Origin of the sequence: Geotoga petraea (assembly GCF_900102615.1) — a bacterium.
GTDB lineage: Bacteria > Thermotogota > Thermotogae > Petrotogales > Petrotogaceae > Geotoga > Geotoga petraea.
Genome location: NZ_FMYV01000002.1, coordinates 1 through 18,136, shown reverse-complemented (window position 1 = coordinate 18,136; position 18,136 = coordinate 1). Strand labels below are relative to the sequence as shown.

Here is an 18,136-nt window from a genome sequence, read left to right as displayed (position 1 = left end):
TTATAATTATAAGAGGGTTTTTTAATAAAGTTATATGAGAGGTGTAGTATGTTCTTTTTGAAAAACAAAGTTGGTCTGGCCCCTTTGGCTGATTATTCAGACTACCCATTTAGAAAAATAGCGAAAGAATTTGGTGCCGATTTTACTTTTACAGAAATGATTTCTTCTGATGCATTGGCTCAAGGAATTAAAAAAACTTACAAATATTTGCCCAGAGAAGATGAAAAAAATATTGGAGTTCAATTATTCGGTCATGAACCCAAGAATTTTTCTGATTCAGCACGACTTCTAAAGGATAAAGCAGAATGGATAGATATTAACGCTGGTTGCCCGGTGAAAAAAGTAGTAAGAAGGGGTGCAGGAGCTGCTCTATTGAAAGACTTAGAACGACTCAAGGAGATCATCTACGCAGTTAAGTCGCAGGTTGATGTTCCCGTTGGAGTCAAAATAAGAGTCGGTTATGAAGAAAACAACGTTGAAAACATTGTACACTCTTTGAATGAGTCTCAACCGGACTACATAATCATACACGGAAGAACTCGTGAAGAGTTTTATTCTGGAAATGCAAGAAAAGATTATTTTAAAAAACTAAATTTTTCTCCCTTGGGTGCTTCTGGGGATATCTTCACTCAAAAAGATATTGATTATTATTTTAACGAACAAAATGTAGATTTTATGGTTATAGCCCGAGGCGCTATTGGGAACCCTTGGATTTTCAACAACACAGCTCCAACTATAGGCGAAATATACGAAACAACTTTAAAACATTTGAGTCTTATGGTTAAAGAATACGAAGAGGTCATAGCAATAAACAAGTTCAAAAAGTTTTTAGTGGCGTATACCAAGGGAATTTATGGTGCAAAAGAACAAAGAAAAAAGCTGTCATCTTTGAAAAGTGAGAAAGATGTAATTGAATATATGGATGAACTTATTGACAAAAATAAAAAGCGAATTTAATATAAATTCGCTTTTTATTTTATCAAGCCTCTTCATCAAATAATATCCCCTCTAAATCATTTAATGCTTTAGCAAGCTTAACAGAAACCTCAGAAGGTATTTGTCTCACTACTTCTTCTGTTTCTTTATTAATGATTTTTACAACAATCATATCAGCTTCCCTGTTCACTTCGAATCTTGCTTCACCCGTGAATAGCTTTTGAATTTTATCTAATTTATTTTTGAGAACATCAGTGATCTTGTCCATATCAACTTGTTTGTTCTCAATTTCTTCATTAGATTTTTTAAAGTCATTAGCGTCCGCAGGCTTTTGCTCTTTTGCTACAACTGCTTTCCCATGTTGCAGTTGAGACTGTTGAACATAGTTGGAATTAACATCCTTGATTTCCATAGTTCACCCCTCCTTGGATAATCATCATCATATTTTATATCGGTTAATAAACTTTAATTCTTTAATCCCCATTCAATTTCATCGAAAGTATTTTCATTTATAGAATAACTCATATTAACAAATGGTTTATTAAACCCATGATAATCTGAACCATAAGATACTAATAAATTTTTTCTATTAGCCAATTCATATAAATATCTTGAATATTCCAAACTATGACTGTAATGCATGACTTCCATTCCATCTAATCCGTAATGTTTCAGCTCATCTAACAATTTTTCTAATTGAGTGTTTTGTATTCTTAATTTTGCAGGATGTGCTAATATCGCTTTGCCGCCAGCCTTTTTAATCATCTCGATACTTTCTTTTGGTGAATATCTAATTCTCTCCACAAAACATTTTCTATCTCTCGAAAGAAGGCCATTCATTAATTGGGAAACAGAATTTCCATAACCCTTTTGTATAAGAATTCTTGCTATGTGCGGTCTTCCTATGGTAGTAGAATCATACTTTTCTTCAAGTTCATCAAATGATATGTTGAACCCCTCTTCCTCCAGCAGCTCTACCATTTTCTTATTTCTCAACTTTCTAAACAATTTAATTCTATCTAAGAATTCAATTAGTTCTTCATCATAAATATCTATCCCATATCCCAATATGTCCATGAGCTGTGGATAGACTACATTTATCTCAACTCCAGGTATATAATTTAATCCTAATTCTGAGGATAATTCTACAGCTTCATATTGGGAAGTAATAGTATCATGATCGGTTATAGAAAAAAGTTGTATTCCCATGTTTTTAGCTTTTTTGATCAAACTATCCACTGAAAAAGAACCATCAGAATGGGTAGAATGTACGTGCAAATCAATAAGTTTCATATAAATAAAACACCTTTCAAAAATTATTCTTTATAAACTGTGATTTTGTCTTTACCAGTATTTTTTGAATTATACAACGCTTCGTCTGCAAACGCGATTATTTTCTTATAATCGTTATTTTTTATATATCTTGAACTACAAATACCTATAGAAGTAGTAATTTCATAACCCAAAAATTTTTTTGAGTTTTCTTTTACCTTTCCTTTGATTCTTTCCAGCACGGTTAACGCCTCTTCAAAAGTAATTTTTGGAAGGATTAAAACAAATTCTTCTCCACCATACCTACCCAAAATATCCAAATTTCTAATATTTTGATTTATGGTGTCTACAAAGAGTTTTAACACCCTATCTCCTTCTTTATGGCCATAGGTGTCATTGACTTTTTTGAAATCATCCAAATCAAACATTGCAACAGCAAAACGAGAATCTTCTCTTAAAGATTTTAGATATTCTTCTTCCAATCTCAAATAAAGGTATCTTCTTGAATAAGCACCTGTAAGATAGTCTTTGATACTATTTTGTTGATAGATAATTCTGCTCAACGTTGCAGATAAATATTCGTCCAACAATATAATGGTATCAAAAATGCTCTCAAAGTAATTCAAATTTATCATCAAATTTTCGTTTCTCATATAGTACTTTATAATAAAATCGTTATATTTGGAAACGTAAAAAATTCCCAATGGCTCTATTGAAAAGACTTCTTCTGAAGGTACTAAGAAATCGTAGGATGTAGAAGATTGAGATTCAAACATATCAGTCTCAACCCTAAGGAACACGCTCTTAACGGGGAACTTGTTCTTCAAAAAGTTCAATGTTTTATCCAAAATTTCCTGTATATTGTCCAAAGAAATTATCATAATAGATACATTTATTATATCATCATAAAAATGATTTTTAATTTTCTTTTCCCCATCATCGTACAATAATATAGAAGAGTTGTTCTTAATAACATTGTAGAACTCTTCTTCTAATTTCTTCACTTTTTCAATTAAACCAAGATTTCTAAAATTTATAATGGCAAGTCTAAAATATTTAAAAGATTTCAGATATTCTTTTTGTACTAAAAAAAAGTTGGATATACCTTCATACAATATAGAAAGGCTTAGCCTGTACCCATTGTCTTTTAGAAGCTTAATTAGGTCAACTGTTTTAGTAATAAAAAGACCTTTTAATTCTTTATTCATTAAAAATTTTTCATTTAAAAGGTATATCATTTCTTCAAGATTTATCTGATTTTTAAAAAGTTCTTCTGTGTTTTCTATTATGTAATCTGGATCGTTAGAAACGAATACTTTGTTCAATATGTTTATATGATTCAATTCTGGATAAGACTCATTTATCACATTAATAATATCATATATCTTTTGTTTGTCTTTAAGTCTCAAATAGTAAAGAGAACTAATGTAATAATAGTAGTAATTAGCACGATTGTGTAGTCGTTTATTTTTAATATCCATAAAACTCTCTATAATTTTAATTTGTGAAAATATGTTCTCCATATCGTCAATATAAAAATAGTAAAAAGCCTTAAAACCATAGCATCTTAATTCAACTAATTTGTTGTTCAAGATATTGGAGTATTTTATGGATTCATTTATATTCATGAAGAAATCATCTATATTACCTTTATATAAATGCATATAAGCTTTATTCATATATATTTCAGGTAATTTGCTTAAATCGTTTGAGCTCTTAGAAAGCGAAATTGCTTCTTCTGTCAAGCTCTCATACATATAAGAATTGTCCAAATAATCATGAGCCATTAAAAGCGATATGTTTAATATATGCTTTTTTAAATTCCAATTTTTTGCTATAGCAAGTGCCTCACTATTATTTATCTGAGACTCTTTCCTGTTTATGGATTGCAAATAATATCCATAATCTGTTGCAAAAGACAAGTACAAATCAACAAATGCCAAGTTATTTTTATACTTTTCATAAAGAACCTGTATTTCGTTCTTTAAAGTCATTACCGATTTAAAATCTTCTTTCTTTGAATTAACAAGGATATTTCCCTTGATTATTTTTAAGTAGAAAATTTCAAAAGGATTTTTGGTTTCTTTCAACAAAATATTTATTTCATCTATAGTTTTTTCTGGTTCTACTTCTGCCAAAATTCTCAATCTATAATAGTTCATCCATCTTTTATCTATATATTTCAGATACTTTTTAGCTTTTGAGAAATTTCCAGAAAAGATCAAATATTTTATGAAGTATATAAAAATTGTGTCACTTTTTATTCCCATGTTATCTATTTCTTCATATGATTTTTGGATTATGTCTATATTTGACCAGTTGTTGTAAGCATCCTTTATCCTTTTGATATAATCATGAACAATCTGCTTTTCTTTTCCAACTTGTCTAAGATGCCAGATTTTCTTCTGAAAGCTGTAAGTTTTTTCGTATAAATGGCAATGGTATTTTTCCAAGGCTTGTTTATCGAACTTACTGTGAAACTGCTCCCAGTATTCTCTGTTGAAAAATCTGTAATAGCTGTTTTCTTTTTGAATTATTTTAGTAGACAATATTTCTTCTAAGTCGTAGTTTTTTTCTGTAATAGCTGAAAGAATTTTTATATCAGAAGATGTGAAAGAATTTCCCAACAAAGAAAGCTCGGATATATCTTTTTTTATTTCTTTTTTAATATTTTTCAGCTTGAGGCTTACAAAGTCGTTGAAATTGGTCATTTTCATATTCTCGCTATCCACGTACCATTCACCATTTTTAAAATAAATGTATCCATTAAAATACAATTCATTTATCAGTTCTTCTATGTTTCCTGGTAAGCCTGCTGAAGAATGATATATATTTTCAATAAAAGACTGATTTTTTTGAACGAATTCTTTACTCATCATAGAAGAAATCATTTCTTCAACTTCTGAAAATCCAAACTTATCTATTTTGATCTTATTAAACTCCTCAAAAATATCTTTTTCTCTCAAATTAGCATCATGTGTAATTATGACCAAATTGAAGTTCAAAGAGAAATTGGCTTTAGAACTCAAATCAATGAAATTGATAAAGTCTTCTTGAACTTCTTGGTAGTCGTCAATAATTATGACTATATTTTTTTTGTCGCTTTCCTGTAATTGATAAATTTTTTCAAGAATACTAAGCTCAACACTTTTTTGCTTAGAATCTATATTAACATATTTAGAAAGCTCTTTATCTAAATCATCAAGAGTTCTGGCGTTAAATATGGTGAAATTCCCCAATGTTTTCAATTTATTGGAAATATTTCTTATAAAACTCGTTTTACCTACTCTCTGTTTACCATAAATCAAGAATTTTGACATAGACTTTTTTTTAATCTCTTTGGCCACTTTATCCATTAAATCGGACCTACCTATATAATATGGCTGTCTTATATTAATCTCGTTGTTATATTCAAAAAAACTTTCAAAGTATTTATTCATGTCAGATACACAAACTACTTTTTTTGAAGAGATATGTGTAAAAAAGTCTTTTAATTTACTATCAACATTCATATCTTTTAAATAATTAAAAATATTTTGAAGAACTATAATCAAACTTTCTTCATTATTGTCTTTCAAATTAAAAATATTTTGTTTTGTGAGGTTTTTAAAAATTGGTGCAATATAAAAATAATTCTTTTTATCGTCAACATAAAAATCTTCCAAATCAATACAGTTTGGAGCAAAATTAATGTTGTGTATAAAATTGTCGAAATTTTTAATTAAAAAAGAAGTAAAACTAACTGTTATATCTTCTTTCAAATCTATTTTGCCTTCATGAAAATATGGATAGTATAGTTCTGGTTCTTCTTTATTAAGATCTATAATTTCAGGAAACAGTATTCCTGATGAATTAAGTTTTCTGAATTCATTTTCGTGTTTGGATAAAAGTTCTATATCCAAATAATGAATATCGCCAAGTCTTCTTAATCTATAAAATTTTCCTTCTATGAGTATTAAGAAGTCAGTAAAATTTATATTTTGATTTAATTTTTTTACAATTGTATATTCCATAAAAAAATCTCCCTCTGAGATAAAAAGTCAATATCTCTATATTATATAATAAAACTGTTGAAAACTAAAAACATGACATAACTGACTACCGCTGCTGCAGGCACTGTTAATATCCATGACATGTTAAATAGTATTTTTGAAACACTCTACCCCACAAACTCATTTTTCCCCCACTTTTATTTTAATAACATTGCATCTCCAAATGAAAAAAATCTGTAATTCTCTTTTTTGGCTTCTTCGTACGATTTCATTATTATCTCTTTGTCCGAAAACGCTGAAACAAGAAGTAGTAATGATGATTTTGGCAGATGAAAATTTGTAATGAGTTTATCCACAATTTTAAATTTATAAGGTGGATAAATGTAAATCCCTGTTTTCCCCATTAATTTATCATCAAGAGCTATTGATTCTAAAGTCCTAACAACTGTAGTACCTACGGCTACTATATTGTTGCCTTCTTTTTTTGCTTTTTTTATTTTTTCATAAGTTTCTTGTTTCACTTCGTAAAACTCTTCATGAATTTTATGATCTCTAATATCTTCTACATCTATAGGCCTAAAAGTCCCCAGCCCCACGTGCAAGGTTACTTCTTCTATTTGAATTCCCTTATCTCTTATCTTTTGAAGCAACTCTTCTGTAAAGTGTAATCCAGCGGTTGGGGCTGCAACAGCTCCCTCCTTTTTTGCATATTTCGTTTGGTATTTGCTGTCATCATCTATTTTTTTCGTTATATAAGGTGGAAGAGGTGTTTCACCAATTCTGTTAATCTCGTTCCAAATATCTTCACCAACAAATTCGATTATCCTTGAACCGTCGTTATTATGGTGTGTTACAATACCTGTTAGCTTTTCAGAAAAGAGAATTTCTGTATTCACTTTTATTTTTCCACCTGGCTTAACAAGACATTTCCAACTGTTTTTCTCATCTGTTTTTTCTAACAAGAGTATTTCAACCTTTGCACCAGTTGTTTTTTGACCATAAATCCTTGCTGGGATGACTTTTGTATTGTTAACAACCAAAACATCGCCTGGTTCTAAATAATCTATCACATCTTTAAAAATCTTATGCTCTATATCCCCTGTTTTTTTGTCTAAAACCATCAATTTACACTTATCTCTTGGTTCAGCCGGAGTTTGGGCTATCATCTCTTTTGGTAAATCATAGTCATAATCACTTATCTTATACATTAACAAACCTCCGTATATCGAATAACTTGTTTTTATCGAATTGGTACTCACTAAATTTATCATTAGATATCATATAATAATCCATTTTATTAGAAAGATAGGTTATAAGCTCGTCAGCGGGAGAATTGTAATAGACTCTCTTCTTTTCAGACAACTTTTTTAATATTTCCCTATCTTCATAATCTAAATGGTATTCGATGTTTTTATCAAAAACTATAACTGCCGGGAAAAACACCAATTCGTCGACATAAAGTGAATCCATCATATCCAATAACAAATCTATCTTATTTCTATTTTCATATCTTATAACATTACTTCCGTCAATGATTATTCCTTTAGGATTTGAACTATTAATAAGTTTATAATGGTAAAAAGATATATTCTTCAATTGCAAATTCAGCAACTGTTTTTCGTAATCATCAAAAGCTACAAAAATTTCTTTTAGCTTTCTGTAGTAAGACTTCTTGGTTTCCAAAACATCTATTGACAAAATCTCGTCTAAAAATTCTTGAATAAAAGGGCTCTTTTTGTCTAAAGGAACATAGTTCATAAGTGCATATAGATCTGTGTAATCTTTGAATTTAAATTTCTTCAGTATCACTTTTGAATCATAGAATTCTACACCAAACTTTTTTAGATATTTGTTGTAATTTCCAGGCGGATACTTTTGTGGATACAATATAAATTTCAAGGTCTGAATGGTTTCATCTTTTAGCTTATAAAAATTTTGTAGATCTTTAAACCTATTATCAGAAGGTTTTTTTAAAATATGCATCAAAAGAAACTGAAAATCATTTATGTGTTTTCTAACTATTTTCCTTTCAGCGTCTCTGCCCAAAACCCTAAAAACCCAAAACATTTTTCTATCATTTAATGTTTTGGGGTTTTTTAAAACAGTTTTAGCTCTATTTACCATATTTTTCATTTTTTGTCTATGTGTTTCAAACTCTTTTTCGTTTAAAATATTGTTAATGGTGTTGATTGACATTATGGATTAGCCCTTATTTCTAAAATGTCACCATCTTCAACAATTTCGTCTTTTCCAGCCAACTTTACCAGCCCTTTATCCTTAAGAGTTTGTTCTGACTTGTACTCAATCAAATCTTTGTATTTCATAACTTGAGCTTTTATAAAATTTTTAGAAAGTGCAGTATGAATGGCTCCTGCTGCTTCTTTCATATTTGTGTTTTTCTTTATTGTCCAAGCTCGGACTTCATCTTCTCCCACGGTAAAGTAAGAAATTAGCCCTATATGGTCGTAAACAACTTTAGATAACCTATCTATACCAGGACTTTTTATGTTCAACTCTTCCATAAATTCTTTCTTTTCTTCTTCATCTAATCCGTTTATGTCAGCTTCTATCTTTCCAGAAATTTCCAAATAAGCTAAATCTAAACGCTTAACTATATCAAGAACTTCTTCTTTTCCGTCATAATCATCGTTCATAAATTGGTCTTCATCTACGTTTACAACGACTATCATTGGCTTTAAAGTGAATAGAGATAAAGAAGATATTAATTTTTCCTCATCATCTGAAAGCTCTACATCTTTGGCAAACTTTTCTTCGTTCAAAACTTCGCTAATTTTCGTTATGATCTCATACTCTTTTTGTTCTTCTTTTGAAGCCTTATTTTTCTTTATAGAATTGTTTAACCTTTCGATTCTATTTTCTACAACTTCAATATCTCTAAAAATCATTTCAGAAATCAAAGTATTTAACTGTTTTAAGGGAGTTTCGTTTTCTTCTGGAAACGGCACTTGCTCATTCTCAAAAGCTCTTAAAACCAAAACCATTGCATCTACATTCTGAATCATTTGGAGTATTCTTGATTTTTCTTTTGCATCTGCTTTTGAATCAAAGCTTGGTATATCCACCAAATTTATGGTTGCATAAGTTGTTTTTTTGGGATTGTACATCTTTGAAAGGTTCGTTATCCTTTCATCTTTTACGAGAGCTACTTTTTCTTCTGCATCTGATTTGTAGCTTGGATCGTAATCTTGCTCTGTAAGCAGAGAAAAAATAGTGGTTTTTCCACTCATGGGCAATCCAAAAATTCCTATTTTCATCCTTCTACCTCCTGGGTTATCGAATCGTATATATCGATTTCATCATTTATTTTAATCTTTAAATCTCTTTTGGTAATATCGGCTTTAGAATAATCTATCCATATTTCAATATTTTTATCTGGTTTTAAATAATCCAAATAATCGGCCCATTCAATTAAATATATATCATTTTTATCCGAGAAAAGGTCAATATATTCGATTTCGTAAGGATCCTGTATTCTGTATAAGTCAATATGATGTATTCTGGGGTTTTCACCATAAATGTTTTCAATTGCAAAAGTTGGAGAAGTTACTGTTGAGTTTTTTACCCTGCTGCCTATAAAATATTTTGAAAAAGTTGTTTTTCCTGTTCCAAGATCTCCGTATAATAAAATGACATGCCCATTTTCAAGATTATCTGAAAGAGCTTTTGCTATTTTTGATAACTTTAACTCATCAATATTTTTAAATTCTAAAATAGCTCTTCCCCCTCAACCTTTTACAACATTTTTAGCTTCTTTTCCAGATAAAACGGCATCTATATCTTTTGCAACCATCATAGACATCTCATCTCTTGTTTCTTTTGTTGCACTACCAATATGAGGAGCCACTACAACATTGTCCAATTTTAGAAGCTTTTCATTGACTTCTGGTTCAAACTCAAATACATCCAAACCAGCAGCAGCGATTTCTTTCTTTTCCAACTTCTCTGCTAAGTAAGCTTCGTCTATGACTTTACCTCTTGATGTGTTGACCAATACAGAGTTACTTTTCATCTTGTCTAAATTCTCTTTGTTGAGCAAGTGATCTGTTTCAGGAGTAAGCGGTACATTTAAAGATACAAAATCAGAATTTTCTAAAATCTCGTCTATTTCAGCATATCTAATTCCATACTCTTCTTCCTTTTCTTTTGATAAGGGAGTTCTTTTATTGTATAAAACTTTCATGTTAAAACCTTTTGCCCTTTTAGCAACTGCGAGCCCTATTCGGCCAAGGCCTATAACTCCCAATGTTTTACCAAATATATCCTGTCCCATAAGCAATTCTGGTTTCCAACCGACAAAATTTCCTTCTCTTACAAATTTATCCGCTTCAACAATTCTTCTTGCAGCTGACATCATCAATGCCCAAGCAAGGTCGGCAGTAGTTTCAGTCAACACATCTGGTGTGTTGGTAACAACTATTCCGTTTTTGCTGGCACTTTTTACATCTATGTTGTTATAACCAACAGCATAATTAGAAATTATTTTCAGTTTACCTTTTCCAACTTCGATTACTTCTTCATCTATTTTGTCACTGAGCAAAGTAATCATGGCATCGGACTCAGAAGCGACTTTTTTTAATTCTTCTTTGGACAAATTTCTCTCTTCTGTATTAACCCATACATCATAATTTTTCTTCAAAAATTCAATTCCTTTTTCAGGTATTTTATATGTAACTGAAACCTTCATCATATCCCTCCTAAATTTATCTGATTTATCATTTTATTATATCATGAACATATTAGTATTTATATAAGTTAATATAAAAACAATTTAAAACTTACTATATTTTAAAAAGAGATGCTTGGCTTCTTTTAAGTTCAGAAACCAAGCACCTAATTGCTTATAACTTTTATTTATTTTTTGTAATTTTTATTTATTCAGCCATTTCTAATGCAATTTTCATCATATTTGTAAATGATTTCATTCTTTCTTCGCTTGTTGTAGCTTCTTTAGTAACAAGAGAATCTGAAACAGTTAAAAGACAAGCAGCGCTTTTCCCTGTAACTTGTGCATTTGCAAATAATGCAAAAGATTCCATCTCTACAGCCAATGCATTGTGTTCTTTATATATCTTCTTATAATCATCAGAATTAACTCTATAGAAAACGTCAGAACTATGAATTGTCCCTTTTGTTATATCTATATTTAAAGATTTTGCAGCTTCTTCCAACTTTTTGTTTAATTCAGCAGATGGTTTCAAAGTATCTTCTTTTATACCTGCCATTGCTTCTGCAAAAGAAGATTCACTGTAAGCAGCTTCAGCTAAAATAACATCGTAAAGTTTAACGTCATCTGTGTAAGCCCCACAAGAACCTACTCTAACTATGTTTTTTACATCGTAAAATTTAAAAAGTTCATAAGAATAAATGCCAATACTTGGCATTCCCATTCCGCTCCCCATGACACTAATTTTTTTACCTTTGTAAGTGCCAGTATATCCAAACATGTTTCTTACTTTGTTGAATAATTTTGGATCTTCTAAAAAATTTTCGGCTATAAATTTTGCCCTCAAAGGATCGCCTGGCATTATAACTGTATCAGCAATAACTCCCTTTTTGTCTACTTCAATATGTGGCGTTGGTATCATAAAAAAACCTCCTTAAATCTTTATTTATCTCTTACATATTATATATTATAGTATATTTTTGAATATTAAAAAAAGGAGTTATTACATTTTAAACTCGTAATATAAACAACATTTAATAATAACTAATACTTAATTATATTCTCTTATTATAGTTATATCTAAAATTAATATAAAAAGGAGGCTAACCTTGACTTTCAAAACCATAAAATCTTATTTTTTAATTACCGTTGGAATAATTATCAATTCTTTGGGATGGACTGCTTTTCTTATACCTTCTAAAATAGTTGGTGGAGGATTCAGTGGTATTGGCACTATTCTTTATTATTCAATGGGTATTCCTGTTGGTGTAACCCTTGCTGTATCAAACGCAGTGTTGATTCTAATTGCCATAAGATTAATTGGTGCACACTTTGGTATAAAAACTATTTACGGAATATTTCTTTCTTCTGGAGCGATGCTATTGTTTCAATCTTTAATAACAGAACCTCTTGTAAACGATGCTTTCATGGCTACCGTCCTTGGGGGATTTTTAGCTGGTGCTGGGGTTGGTATCTTCTTTTATCAAGGGGCCAGTTCTGGGGGAACGGACTTAATAGCTCTTATAATATCAAAATTTAGAGATATAGCTCCAGGTAGATTACTTTTTATGATGGATGTTGTTATAATAGGTAGTTCCTATATGGTTTTTCAATCACTTGAGACTATTATTTACGGCTTTGTCGCAATGGCTATAGCTGCTTATTCTATAGATATGGTGATCGAAGGTAGAAAACAATCAGCACAAATATTCATTATTTCAGATGAATATGATAAAATATCAGAAAGATTGGGAAAAGAATTAAGACGTGGTGTAACTATTCTGAATGGGAAAGGATGGTACACTAATAAAGATAAGAATATTGTAATGGTAATAGTAAGAAAAAATGAAATTCCTTGGGTTCTTGGAATAGTTCACGAAACTGATGAAAAAGCATTTACATCTATTTCTAATTCTATGGGTGTCTACGGAGAAGGGTTTGAAACAATGAAAAGAAAAAAGAAGAGGAGTTAAAATAGTTGCTAAAGTTATTTTTTATATTCTTTAGAATATCTGCTTTAACACTTGGTGGCGGATATGCTATGGTTCCTGTCATGATGAAAAGCCTCTCTTCTTCTAATTTATTAGAAAAAGACCAATTTGAAAAAATATTAGTGCTGGCCCAATCTTTACCAGGGCCAATCGCTTTTAATTTGGCTTGGCTTTCCGGTAAGCAAATAAACGGAGTCAAAGGAGCTATTGTTTCTTCTATAGCCGTTCTTACCCCGCCTTTTTTCGGTATAGTTTTAATATCCTCTATTCTAAAACAATATTCAGATAACCCTTATGTTTCAGGGTTTATAAAAGGGGCTTATGCCTCTTTAATAGGCATGATTGCAGGTCTATTAATACAAATTATAAAGGGTACAAAGTTTAAATTTTACAATATTTTAGTTATAGTTCTCGCAATAATAGCCATCTTTTTTTATTCTGATTTCACCATATTAATATTCTTCTTATCAATACTTTTCTTCTATTTGACAAACAAAGGTTATGATAAAAATGATTAAAATGATCTTTATTTTCTTCAAATTGGGATTCATCTCTTTTGGAGGTGGTTGGGCATCCCTTGGAATAATAAAGCAACAGATATTGGATAATGAGTTATTAACCGAAAAAGCCCTTCAAGAAGCTATCTCTATTGCACAAATGACACCTGGACCGGTTGCTGTGAATGTTGCAACATATGTTGGGTATTTAAAATATGGCTTTTTTGGTGCATTTTTAAACAACCTTTTTCTCATAATTCCACCGATACTTTTATTCTTTTTAGCAAGATATATAATTCATAAACTAAAAATAGATAAAAAGAGAGTTACTCAAGCCCTAAAATACGGAACAATTATACTTATTTCAGTTACTTTTATATCTGTACTTAACCCTGTTATTTCAGAAAGAGATATTTTCAGCGGAATAATAGCTTCCCTTGCTTTGTTCTTATTTATGAAGACTAAATTAGATCCAATTTACATAATCCTTGGGAGTGCCCTTGTGGGAATGTTCATTTTTTCTTAATTATAAATAAATATATTATTGTTACATTTATATTTAGTAGTATATTATTAAATATAAATGGAGGCTATAATGAAAAACAAAACAGCTTATTTCGCTATTTTTACATCTTTATTGGTTATATTTTCTTGGATCAGTATCCCTTTACCAATTGGAGTTCCAATAACGCTACAAACATTTGGAATATTTTTGATTTCTCTGATATTTCAAAAAGATTCTTGGAAAATTTTGTTGCTGTACCTGGTTCTTGGTGCAATTGGATTACCAGTTTTTTCAAATTTCACTGGAGGAATTGGAATAATTCTTGGTCCAACAGGAGGTTTCCTTATTGGTTTTTTAGCAGCTTCATTGGTTATGTATATTAAGAAAGTACCAAATATAATCCTTATTCTTTTAGAACTGATAATAATATATTCATTTGGTATATTTTGGTTTATGATTTCAACTGGGAACGATATTATGAAAACAGTAAGCATACTTGTACCAACATTTATATGGTTTGATATAGCAAAACTCATCTTAGCATTTATTACATTCAAAATTTTAAATAGATATATAAACTTAACTCAGGCTGATTAAGCCTGAGTTTTTTATGCTAAAATATACTGGATAAGGGGGATGAAATATGACAATGAAAATAACCAGGCCAAAAAAAGAAGATGAAAAAGAGATTTTAGAACTGTTTGAAACCACAATTAAAAAAGCTTTTAAAGATGAAGGCATCAAAGAAGACGAACAGGGAATGAAAGAAGAAATAGTATCAAAAAAACAATCTTTGAAAAAAGATTTCCAAACAAATGGAAGAGAAAGATATTTTCTTATCGCAAAAAAAGATAACAAAATAGTTGGTACTGTCTCTTTTGGAAAAAGCAACGATCTAATAAATAAAATTACAAATAATGAATATAAAGATATTTGGGAGTTGGCAACTGTTTACGTACTTCCAGAATACCAAGGAAAGTCAATAGGCAAAAAACTGTTCAACTCAATTATCCTTTCAATGATGGCAAGAGGAATAGAAGAATTCTGTTTGGATAGTGGTTATAAAAAAGCTAGAGACCATTGGACAAAAAAACTTGGTGAACCTACAATTGTTGAAAAAAACTATTGGGGAAAAAACGCTCACCATATGATCTGGAAGAGAAAAATTGAAGATATTTCTATTGAAATTTAAAAGAATAATGAACAAATGTCACCCTGAGCTTGCCGAAAGGTCTAACAAATATAAATTTTCGTAGAAAATTGTTCAAGGTTTTAGAAACTTAATTTCATGAAGTGAAATTTACTGTTCAGATTTCTCCATGCGCTACCGCTTAGTCGAAATGACAGAGAGCATAGTTATTTAGCAATATTTTTTCATCGGACATACTTCATACTATTTACAAATCATAAAAATAATCTCCTATAAAGATTATATCAAATCATTTGACTTACCTGGTAAACTTATTATATAATTATATATGAATATTTGTTCATATATAATTATAAGGAGGTAAAAATATGCCTAAACAAATTATTAAACTCGATGGCCTTGATTGTGCTAACTGCGCAACTAAAATAGAAGAAAACATAAAAAATATAGATACTGTTAAAAATGCAAACCTTAATTTTGTTACTAAAACAGTTACCGTTGAATCTGAAAATGATGAGTTAGATGAAATCAAAAAGATAGTAAATAAATACGAACCAGATGTGAAAGTATACAGAAAAGAAGATAAAATCAAATCAAACAACAAAGAGATAAAAATGAAAATTATAAAATTTTCTATCTCTGCAATTCTTTTTATACTTGGATGGATTTTCATAAATAGAGAAGTTTCTACTTATTTATTTTTATCTTCTTATATACTATCTGGTTATACTGTAGTTTTCAAAGCAATAAAAAATATAATAAATGGAAACTTTTTCGACGAAAATTTTCTAATGACAATAGCAACAATCGGAGCCATCGGTATAAACGAAATCCCCGAAGCTGCCGGAGTTATGATATTTTACGAAATAGGTGAGCTTTTTCAATCAATAGCTGTGGATAATTCAAGAAAATCAATAGCTTCTTTGATGGATATCCGCCCTGATCACGCTAACCTTATAGATGGCCATAGTATAAAAACATTATCTCCAGAAGAGCTAAAAATAAACGATGTTATATTGGTAAAACCAGGGGAAAAAGTACCTGTGGACGGAATAATATTAGACAAAGAAACAAAGGTAAACACAACTGCTTTAACTGGTGAATCAAAACCAAAAACTCTAAAAAAGAGCGAAGAAATATTGAGTGGATACATAAACCTTTCACATACAATAAAAGTCCAAGTAACTAAACCATACTCAGAATCAACTGTATCAAAAATATTGGATATGGTAGAGAATGCAGCTTCTAAAAAAGCAAAAACTGAAAAGTTTATAACAAAATTCTCAAAAATCTACACACCAATTGTCGTATTCTCTGCTATTGCACTAGCGTTTATTCCACCTTTATTTATAGGGAATTTTTCAGAATGGTTCTACAGAGGACTTTTATTCTTAGTAATATCTTGTCCTTGTGCTTTAGTTGTATCAATACCTCTTGGGTATTTCGCTGGAATCGGTACTCTTTCAAAAAAAGGAGTTCTTGTTAAAGGCGGGAACTATCTCGAAGCTCTTAAAAATATACAAAAAATAGTTTTTGATAAAACAGGTACTTTAACACACGGTGTTTTTGAAGTAAACAAAATCATAACAAAAAATGATTTCACAAAAGAAGAAATAATAAAATACGCAGCTTATTCAGAAGAACATTCAAATCACCCAATAGCTCTATCTATAAAAAAGTTATATAAAGATAAAATTAAAACAGATAAAATTAAATCCAACGAAGACATATCTGGACATGGAATAATTTCAGAAATAGAAGATAAAAAAATAATAATAGGCAATGAAAAAATCATGAAAAAACATAATATAAAATATGAAAAATCAGACGATTTTGGAACTATAATATATATTGCAATAAACAATTTATTTGCTGGATATTTTGTTATTTCAGACAAAATAAGAAAAGAAGCAAAAGAAACTATTAACTATTTAAACAAAAATCAAATAAAAACAATAATGCTGACTGGTGATAACGAAATATCCGCAAAACATATAGCAAAAGAACTAAATATAGACTCATACCATTCAGAACTTCTACCAAATGACAAAGTGAATATTCTTGAAAAAGAACTAGGAAACAAAACAACTGCCTTTGTAGGAGATGGAATAAACGATGCACCAGTTTTAACCCGATCAGATGTTGGAATATCCATGGGTGGTCTAGGGTCAGATGCTGCAATAGAAGCATCGGATGTTGTAATCATGGATGACAAAATAAACAAAATAATAGATTCAATAAAAATATCCAAAAAAACATCAAAAATCATCTGGCAAAATATTGTATTCATACTTTTAATAAAAATAGTCTTTCTATCCTTAGGAGCTACCGGAAATGCAAACATGTGGCAAGCGATATTTGCAGATGTGGGAGTTGCTCTACTTGCAATTTTCAATTCTTTAAGAATAAAATATTAATAATTCGAGAGAGTATTATATATGGTATAATTTTATAAAAATAATCAGGAGGTGATTTTAATGGATAAGTATAAAATCATCAGTATATTAAGAGATAATATTTCATTTATCAAAAATAAATATGGAATATCAAAAATTGGTATTTTTGGTTCTTATTCTAAAAACACCCAAACAGATAATAGTGATATAGATTTGATAATTAAATTTGAAAAACCTATAGGTCTTAAATATTTTGAATTAATTGATTTCTTAGAAGAAAAATTAGGGAAAAATGTTGACGTTATAACTGAAAAAGGATTAGAACAAATAAGAATAAAAAGTGTTTCTGACTCCATAAGGAATGAAATTACATATGTCTAATATAAACTAAAGGAGTCTGTAAAATAAATTGTGTAAAAACACCAAATTGGTAGTAAAAAACAAATGAAAAATGACAAAAAACGTCCCAACAAAAAATTAAAACAAGAAACTACTAAAATTATAACTCTAAAACTCATAAAAAATACACAAAGCAAAATGATAGTATATTAACAGTGAAAACTGCTTAGAATAAGTATTATTAAGTTTTTAGATTAGGATTAGAAGATATAGTCTTTAAGTCTATCTTCGAAAACAATGGACAGTTCAGCTATAATGAGGTTCCAATTATTGTATCTGGCTGTCCATTTTTTTGTGGCTTTTTGAGTAGCAAG

The 18,136-nt window shown here is 29.8% G+C and carries 17 protein-coding genes and 1 pseudogene; 8 read left to right on the top strand and 10 right to left on the bottom strand.

Annotated elements, in window-relative coordinates; translation table 11 throughout:
- Positions 1 to 48 precede the first annotated feature (48 nt).
- Complete coding sequence (locus BLS00_RS02425; protein WP_091402523.1) at positions 49 to 957, top strand: tRNA dihydrouridine synthase; 909 nt, start codon at positions 49 to 51, stop codon at positions 955 to 957.
- A gap of 22 nt (positions 958 to 979) precedes the next feature.
- Here BLS00_RS02425 and BLS00_RS02420 read toward each other — a convergent pair whose 3' ends face one another.
- From BLS00_RS02420 to deoD, 10 genes and pseudogenes are all read right to left on the bottom strand, one after another.
- Positions 980 to 1,348: a flagellar protein FlaG gene (locus tag BLS00_RS02420; protein WP_091402521.1), complete on the bottom strand. Its 369-nt coding sequence runs from the start codon at positions 1,346 to 1,348 to the stop codon at positions 980 to 982.
- Between the two features lie 53 nt (positions 1,349 to 1,401).
- Complete coding sequence (locus tag BLS00_RS02415) at positions 1,402 to 2,229, bottom strand: PHP domain-containing protein (protein WP_091402520.1); 828 nt, start codon at positions 2,227 to 2,229, stop codon at positions 1,402 to 1,404.
- A gap of 23 nt (positions 2,230 to 2,252) precedes the next feature.
- Entirely contained in the window at positions 2,253 to 6,221 is a 3,969-nt protein-coding gene (locus BLS00_RS02410; RefSeq protein ID WP_091402518.1) for a GGDEF domain-containing protein, read from the bottom strand.
- A gap of 176 nt (positions 6,222 to 6,397) precedes the next feature.
- On the bottom strand, positions 6,398 to 7,408 hold the full coding sequence (gene queA, locus BLS00_RS02405; protein ID WP_091402516.1) for a tRNA preQ1(34) S-adenosylmethionine ribosyltransferase-isomerase QueA: 1,011 nt from the start codon (positions 7,406 to 7,408) through the stop codon (positions 6,398 to 6,400).
- Entirely contained in the window at positions 7,401 to 8,396 is a 996-nt protein-coding gene (locus BLS00_RS02400) for a hypothetical protein (RefSeq protein ID WP_091402515.1), read from the bottom strand. Before BLS00_RS02400 ends, queA begins: the two co-directional genes overlap by 8 nt.
- Positions 8,396 to 9,475, bottom strand: coding sequence for a DUF933 domain-containing protein (locus BLS00_RS02395; protein ID WP_091402513.1), 1,080 nt, complete (start codon positions 9,473 to 9,475; stop codon positions 8,396 to 8,398). Before BLS00_RS02395 ends, BLS00_RS02400 begins: the two co-directional genes overlap by 1 nt.
- Positions 9,472 to 9,612 (bottom strand): hypothetical protein, encoded by a 141-nt coding sequence (locus BLS00_RS10770; RefSeq protein ID WP_244885730.1) that lies wholly within the window; start codon positions 9,610 to 9,612, stop codon positions 9,472 to 9,474. Before BLS00_RS10770 ends, BLS00_RS02395 begins: the two co-directional genes overlap by 4 nt.
- A gap of 3 nt (positions 9,613 to 9,615) precedes the next feature.
- Positions 9,616 to 9,891: pseudogene (tsaE, locus tag BLS00_RS10895) on the bottom strand (tRNA (adenosine(37)-N6)-threonylcarbamoyltransferase complex ATPase subunit type 1 TsaE); the annotation flags it as partial.
- 54 nt (positions 9,892 to 9,945) lie between these two features.
- The gene (locus BLS00_RS02385; protein ID WP_091402510.1) at positions 9,946 to 10,908 is read right to left on the bottom strand and encodes a 2-hydroxyacid dehydrogenase; all 963 of its coding nucleotides are present in this window, start codon (positions 10,906 to 10,908) and stop codon (positions 9,946 to 9,948) included.
- 184 nt (positions 10,909 to 11,092) lie between these two features.
- Complete coding sequence (gene deoD, locus BLS00_RS02380; protein ID WP_091402508.1) at positions 11,093 to 11,806, bottom strand: purine-nucleoside phosphorylase; 714 nt, start codon at positions 11,804 to 11,806, stop codon at positions 11,093 to 11,095.
- A gap of 187 nt (positions 11,807 to 11,993) precedes the next feature.
- Here deoD and BLS00_RS02375 point away from each other — a divergent pair, with 187 nt between their 5' ends.
- The 7 genes from BLS00_RS02375 (at position 11,994) to BLS00_RS02345 (ending at position 17,804) form a co-directional block, all read left to right on the top strand.
- Positions 11,994 to 12,857 carry a YitT family protein gene (locus tag BLS00_RS02375; protein WP_091402507.1) on the top strand — a complete coding sequence of 288 codons (864 nt, stop codon included), beginning with the start codon at positions 11,994 to 11,996 and terminating at the stop codon, positions 12,855 to 12,857.
- 5 nt (positions 12,858 to 12,862) lie between these two features.
- The gene (locus BLS00_RS02370; protein WP_091402506.1) at positions 12,863 to 13,393 is read left to right on the top strand and encodes a chromate transporter; all 531 of its coding nucleotides are present in this window, start codon (positions 12,863 to 12,865) and stop codon (positions 13,391 to 13,393) included.
- Positions 13,386 to 13,898: a chromate transporter gene (locus BLS00_RS02365; protein WP_176759821.1), complete on the top strand. Its 513-nt coding sequence runs from the start codon at positions 13,386 to 13,388 to the stop codon at positions 13,896 to 13,898. The genes BLS00_RS02370 and BLS00_RS02365 overlap by 8 nt, the downstream gene beginning before the upstream one ends.
- Before the next feature lie 69 nt (positions 13,899 to 13,967).
- Positions 13,968 to 14,474 carry a biotin transporter BioY gene (locus BLS00_RS02360; protein ID WP_176759820.1) on the top strand — a complete coding sequence of 169 codons (507 nt, stop codon included), beginning with the start codon at positions 13,968 to 13,970 and terminating at the stop codon, positions 14,472 to 14,474.
- 46 nt (positions 14,475 to 14,520) lie between these two features.
- Entirely contained in the window at positions 14,521 to 15,069 is a 549-nt protein-coding gene (locus BLS00_RS02355; RefSeq protein WP_091402501.1) for a GNAT family N-acetyltransferase, read from the top strand.
- A 326-nt stretch (positions 15,070 to 15,395) separates the two neighbouring features.
- Positions 15,396 to 17,444 carry a heavy metal translocating P-type ATPase gene (locus tag BLS00_RS02350; protein WP_091402500.1) on the top strand — a complete coding sequence of 683 codons (2,049 nt, stop codon included), beginning with the start codon at positions 15,396 to 15,398 and terminating at the stop codon, positions 17,442 to 17,444.
- A gap of 60 nt (positions 17,445 to 17,504) precedes the next feature.
- Entirely contained in the window at positions 17,505 to 17,804 is a 300-nt protein-coding gene (locus BLS00_RS02345) for a nucleotidyltransferase family protein (RefSeq protein ID WP_091402498.1), read from the top strand.
- Positions 17,805 to 18,136 lie beyond the last annotated feature (332 nt).

What these genes read in the sequence shown, in the direction of transcription:
- BLS00_RS02425 (WP_091402523.1), top strand. Translation starts at nt 49, where the DNA reads ATGTTCTTTTTGAAAAACAAAGTTGGTCTGGCCCCTTTGGCTGATTAT.
- BLS00_RS02420 (WP_091402521.1), bottom strand. Translation starts at nt 1,348, where the DNA reads ATGGAAATCAAGGATGTTAATTCCAACTATGTTCAACAGTCTCAACTG.
- BLS00_RS02415 (WP_091402520.1), bottom strand. Translation starts at nt 2,229, where the DNA reads ATGAAACTTATTGATTTGCACGTACATTCTACCCATTCTGATGGTTCT.
- BLS00_RS02410 (WP_091402518.1), bottom strand. Translation starts at nt 6,221, where the DNA reads ATGGAATATACAATTGTAAAAAAATTAAATCAAAATATAAATTTTACT.
- queA (WP_091402516.1), bottom strand. Translation starts at nt 7,408, where the DNA reads ATGTATAAGATAAGTGATTATGACTATGATTTACCAAAAGAGATGATA.
- BLS00_RS02400 (WP_091402515.1), bottom strand. Translation starts at nt 8,396, where the DNA reads ATGTCAATCAACACCATTAACAATATTTTAAACGAAAAAGAGTTTGAA.
- BLS00_RS02395 (WP_091402513.1), bottom strand. Translation starts at nt 9,475, where the DNA reads ATGAAAATAGGAATTTTTGGATTGCCCATGAGTGGAAAAACCACTATT.
- BLS00_RS02385 (WP_091402510.1), bottom strand. Translation starts at nt 10,908, where the DNA reads ATGATGAAGGTTTCAGTTACATATAAAATACCTGAAAAAGGAATTGAA.
- deoD (WP_091402508.1), bottom strand. Translation starts at nt 11,806, where the DNA reads ATGATACCAACGCCACATATTGAAGTAGACAAAAAGGGAGTTATTGCT.
- BLS00_RS02365 (WP_176759821.1), top strand. Translation starts at nt 13,386, where the DNA reads ATGATTAAAATGATCTTTATTTTCTTCAAATTGGGATTCATCTCTTTT.
- BLS00_RS02360 (WP_176759820.1), top strand. Translation starts at nt 13,968, where the DNA reads ATGAAAAACAAAACAGCTTATTTCGCTATTTTTACATCTTTATTGGTT.
- BLS00_RS02355 (WP_091402501.1), top strand. Translation starts at nt 14,521, where the DNA reads ATGACAATGAAAATAACCAGGCCAAAAAAAGAAGATGAAAAAGAGATT.
- BLS00_RS02350 (WP_091402500.1), top strand. Translation starts at nt 15,396, where the DNA reads ATGCCTAAACAAATTATTAAACTCGATGGCCTTGATTGTGCTAACTGC.
- BLS00_RS02345 (WP_091402498.1), top strand. Translation starts at nt 17,505, where the DNA reads ATGGATAAGTATAAAATCATCAGTATATTAAGAGATAATATTTCATTT.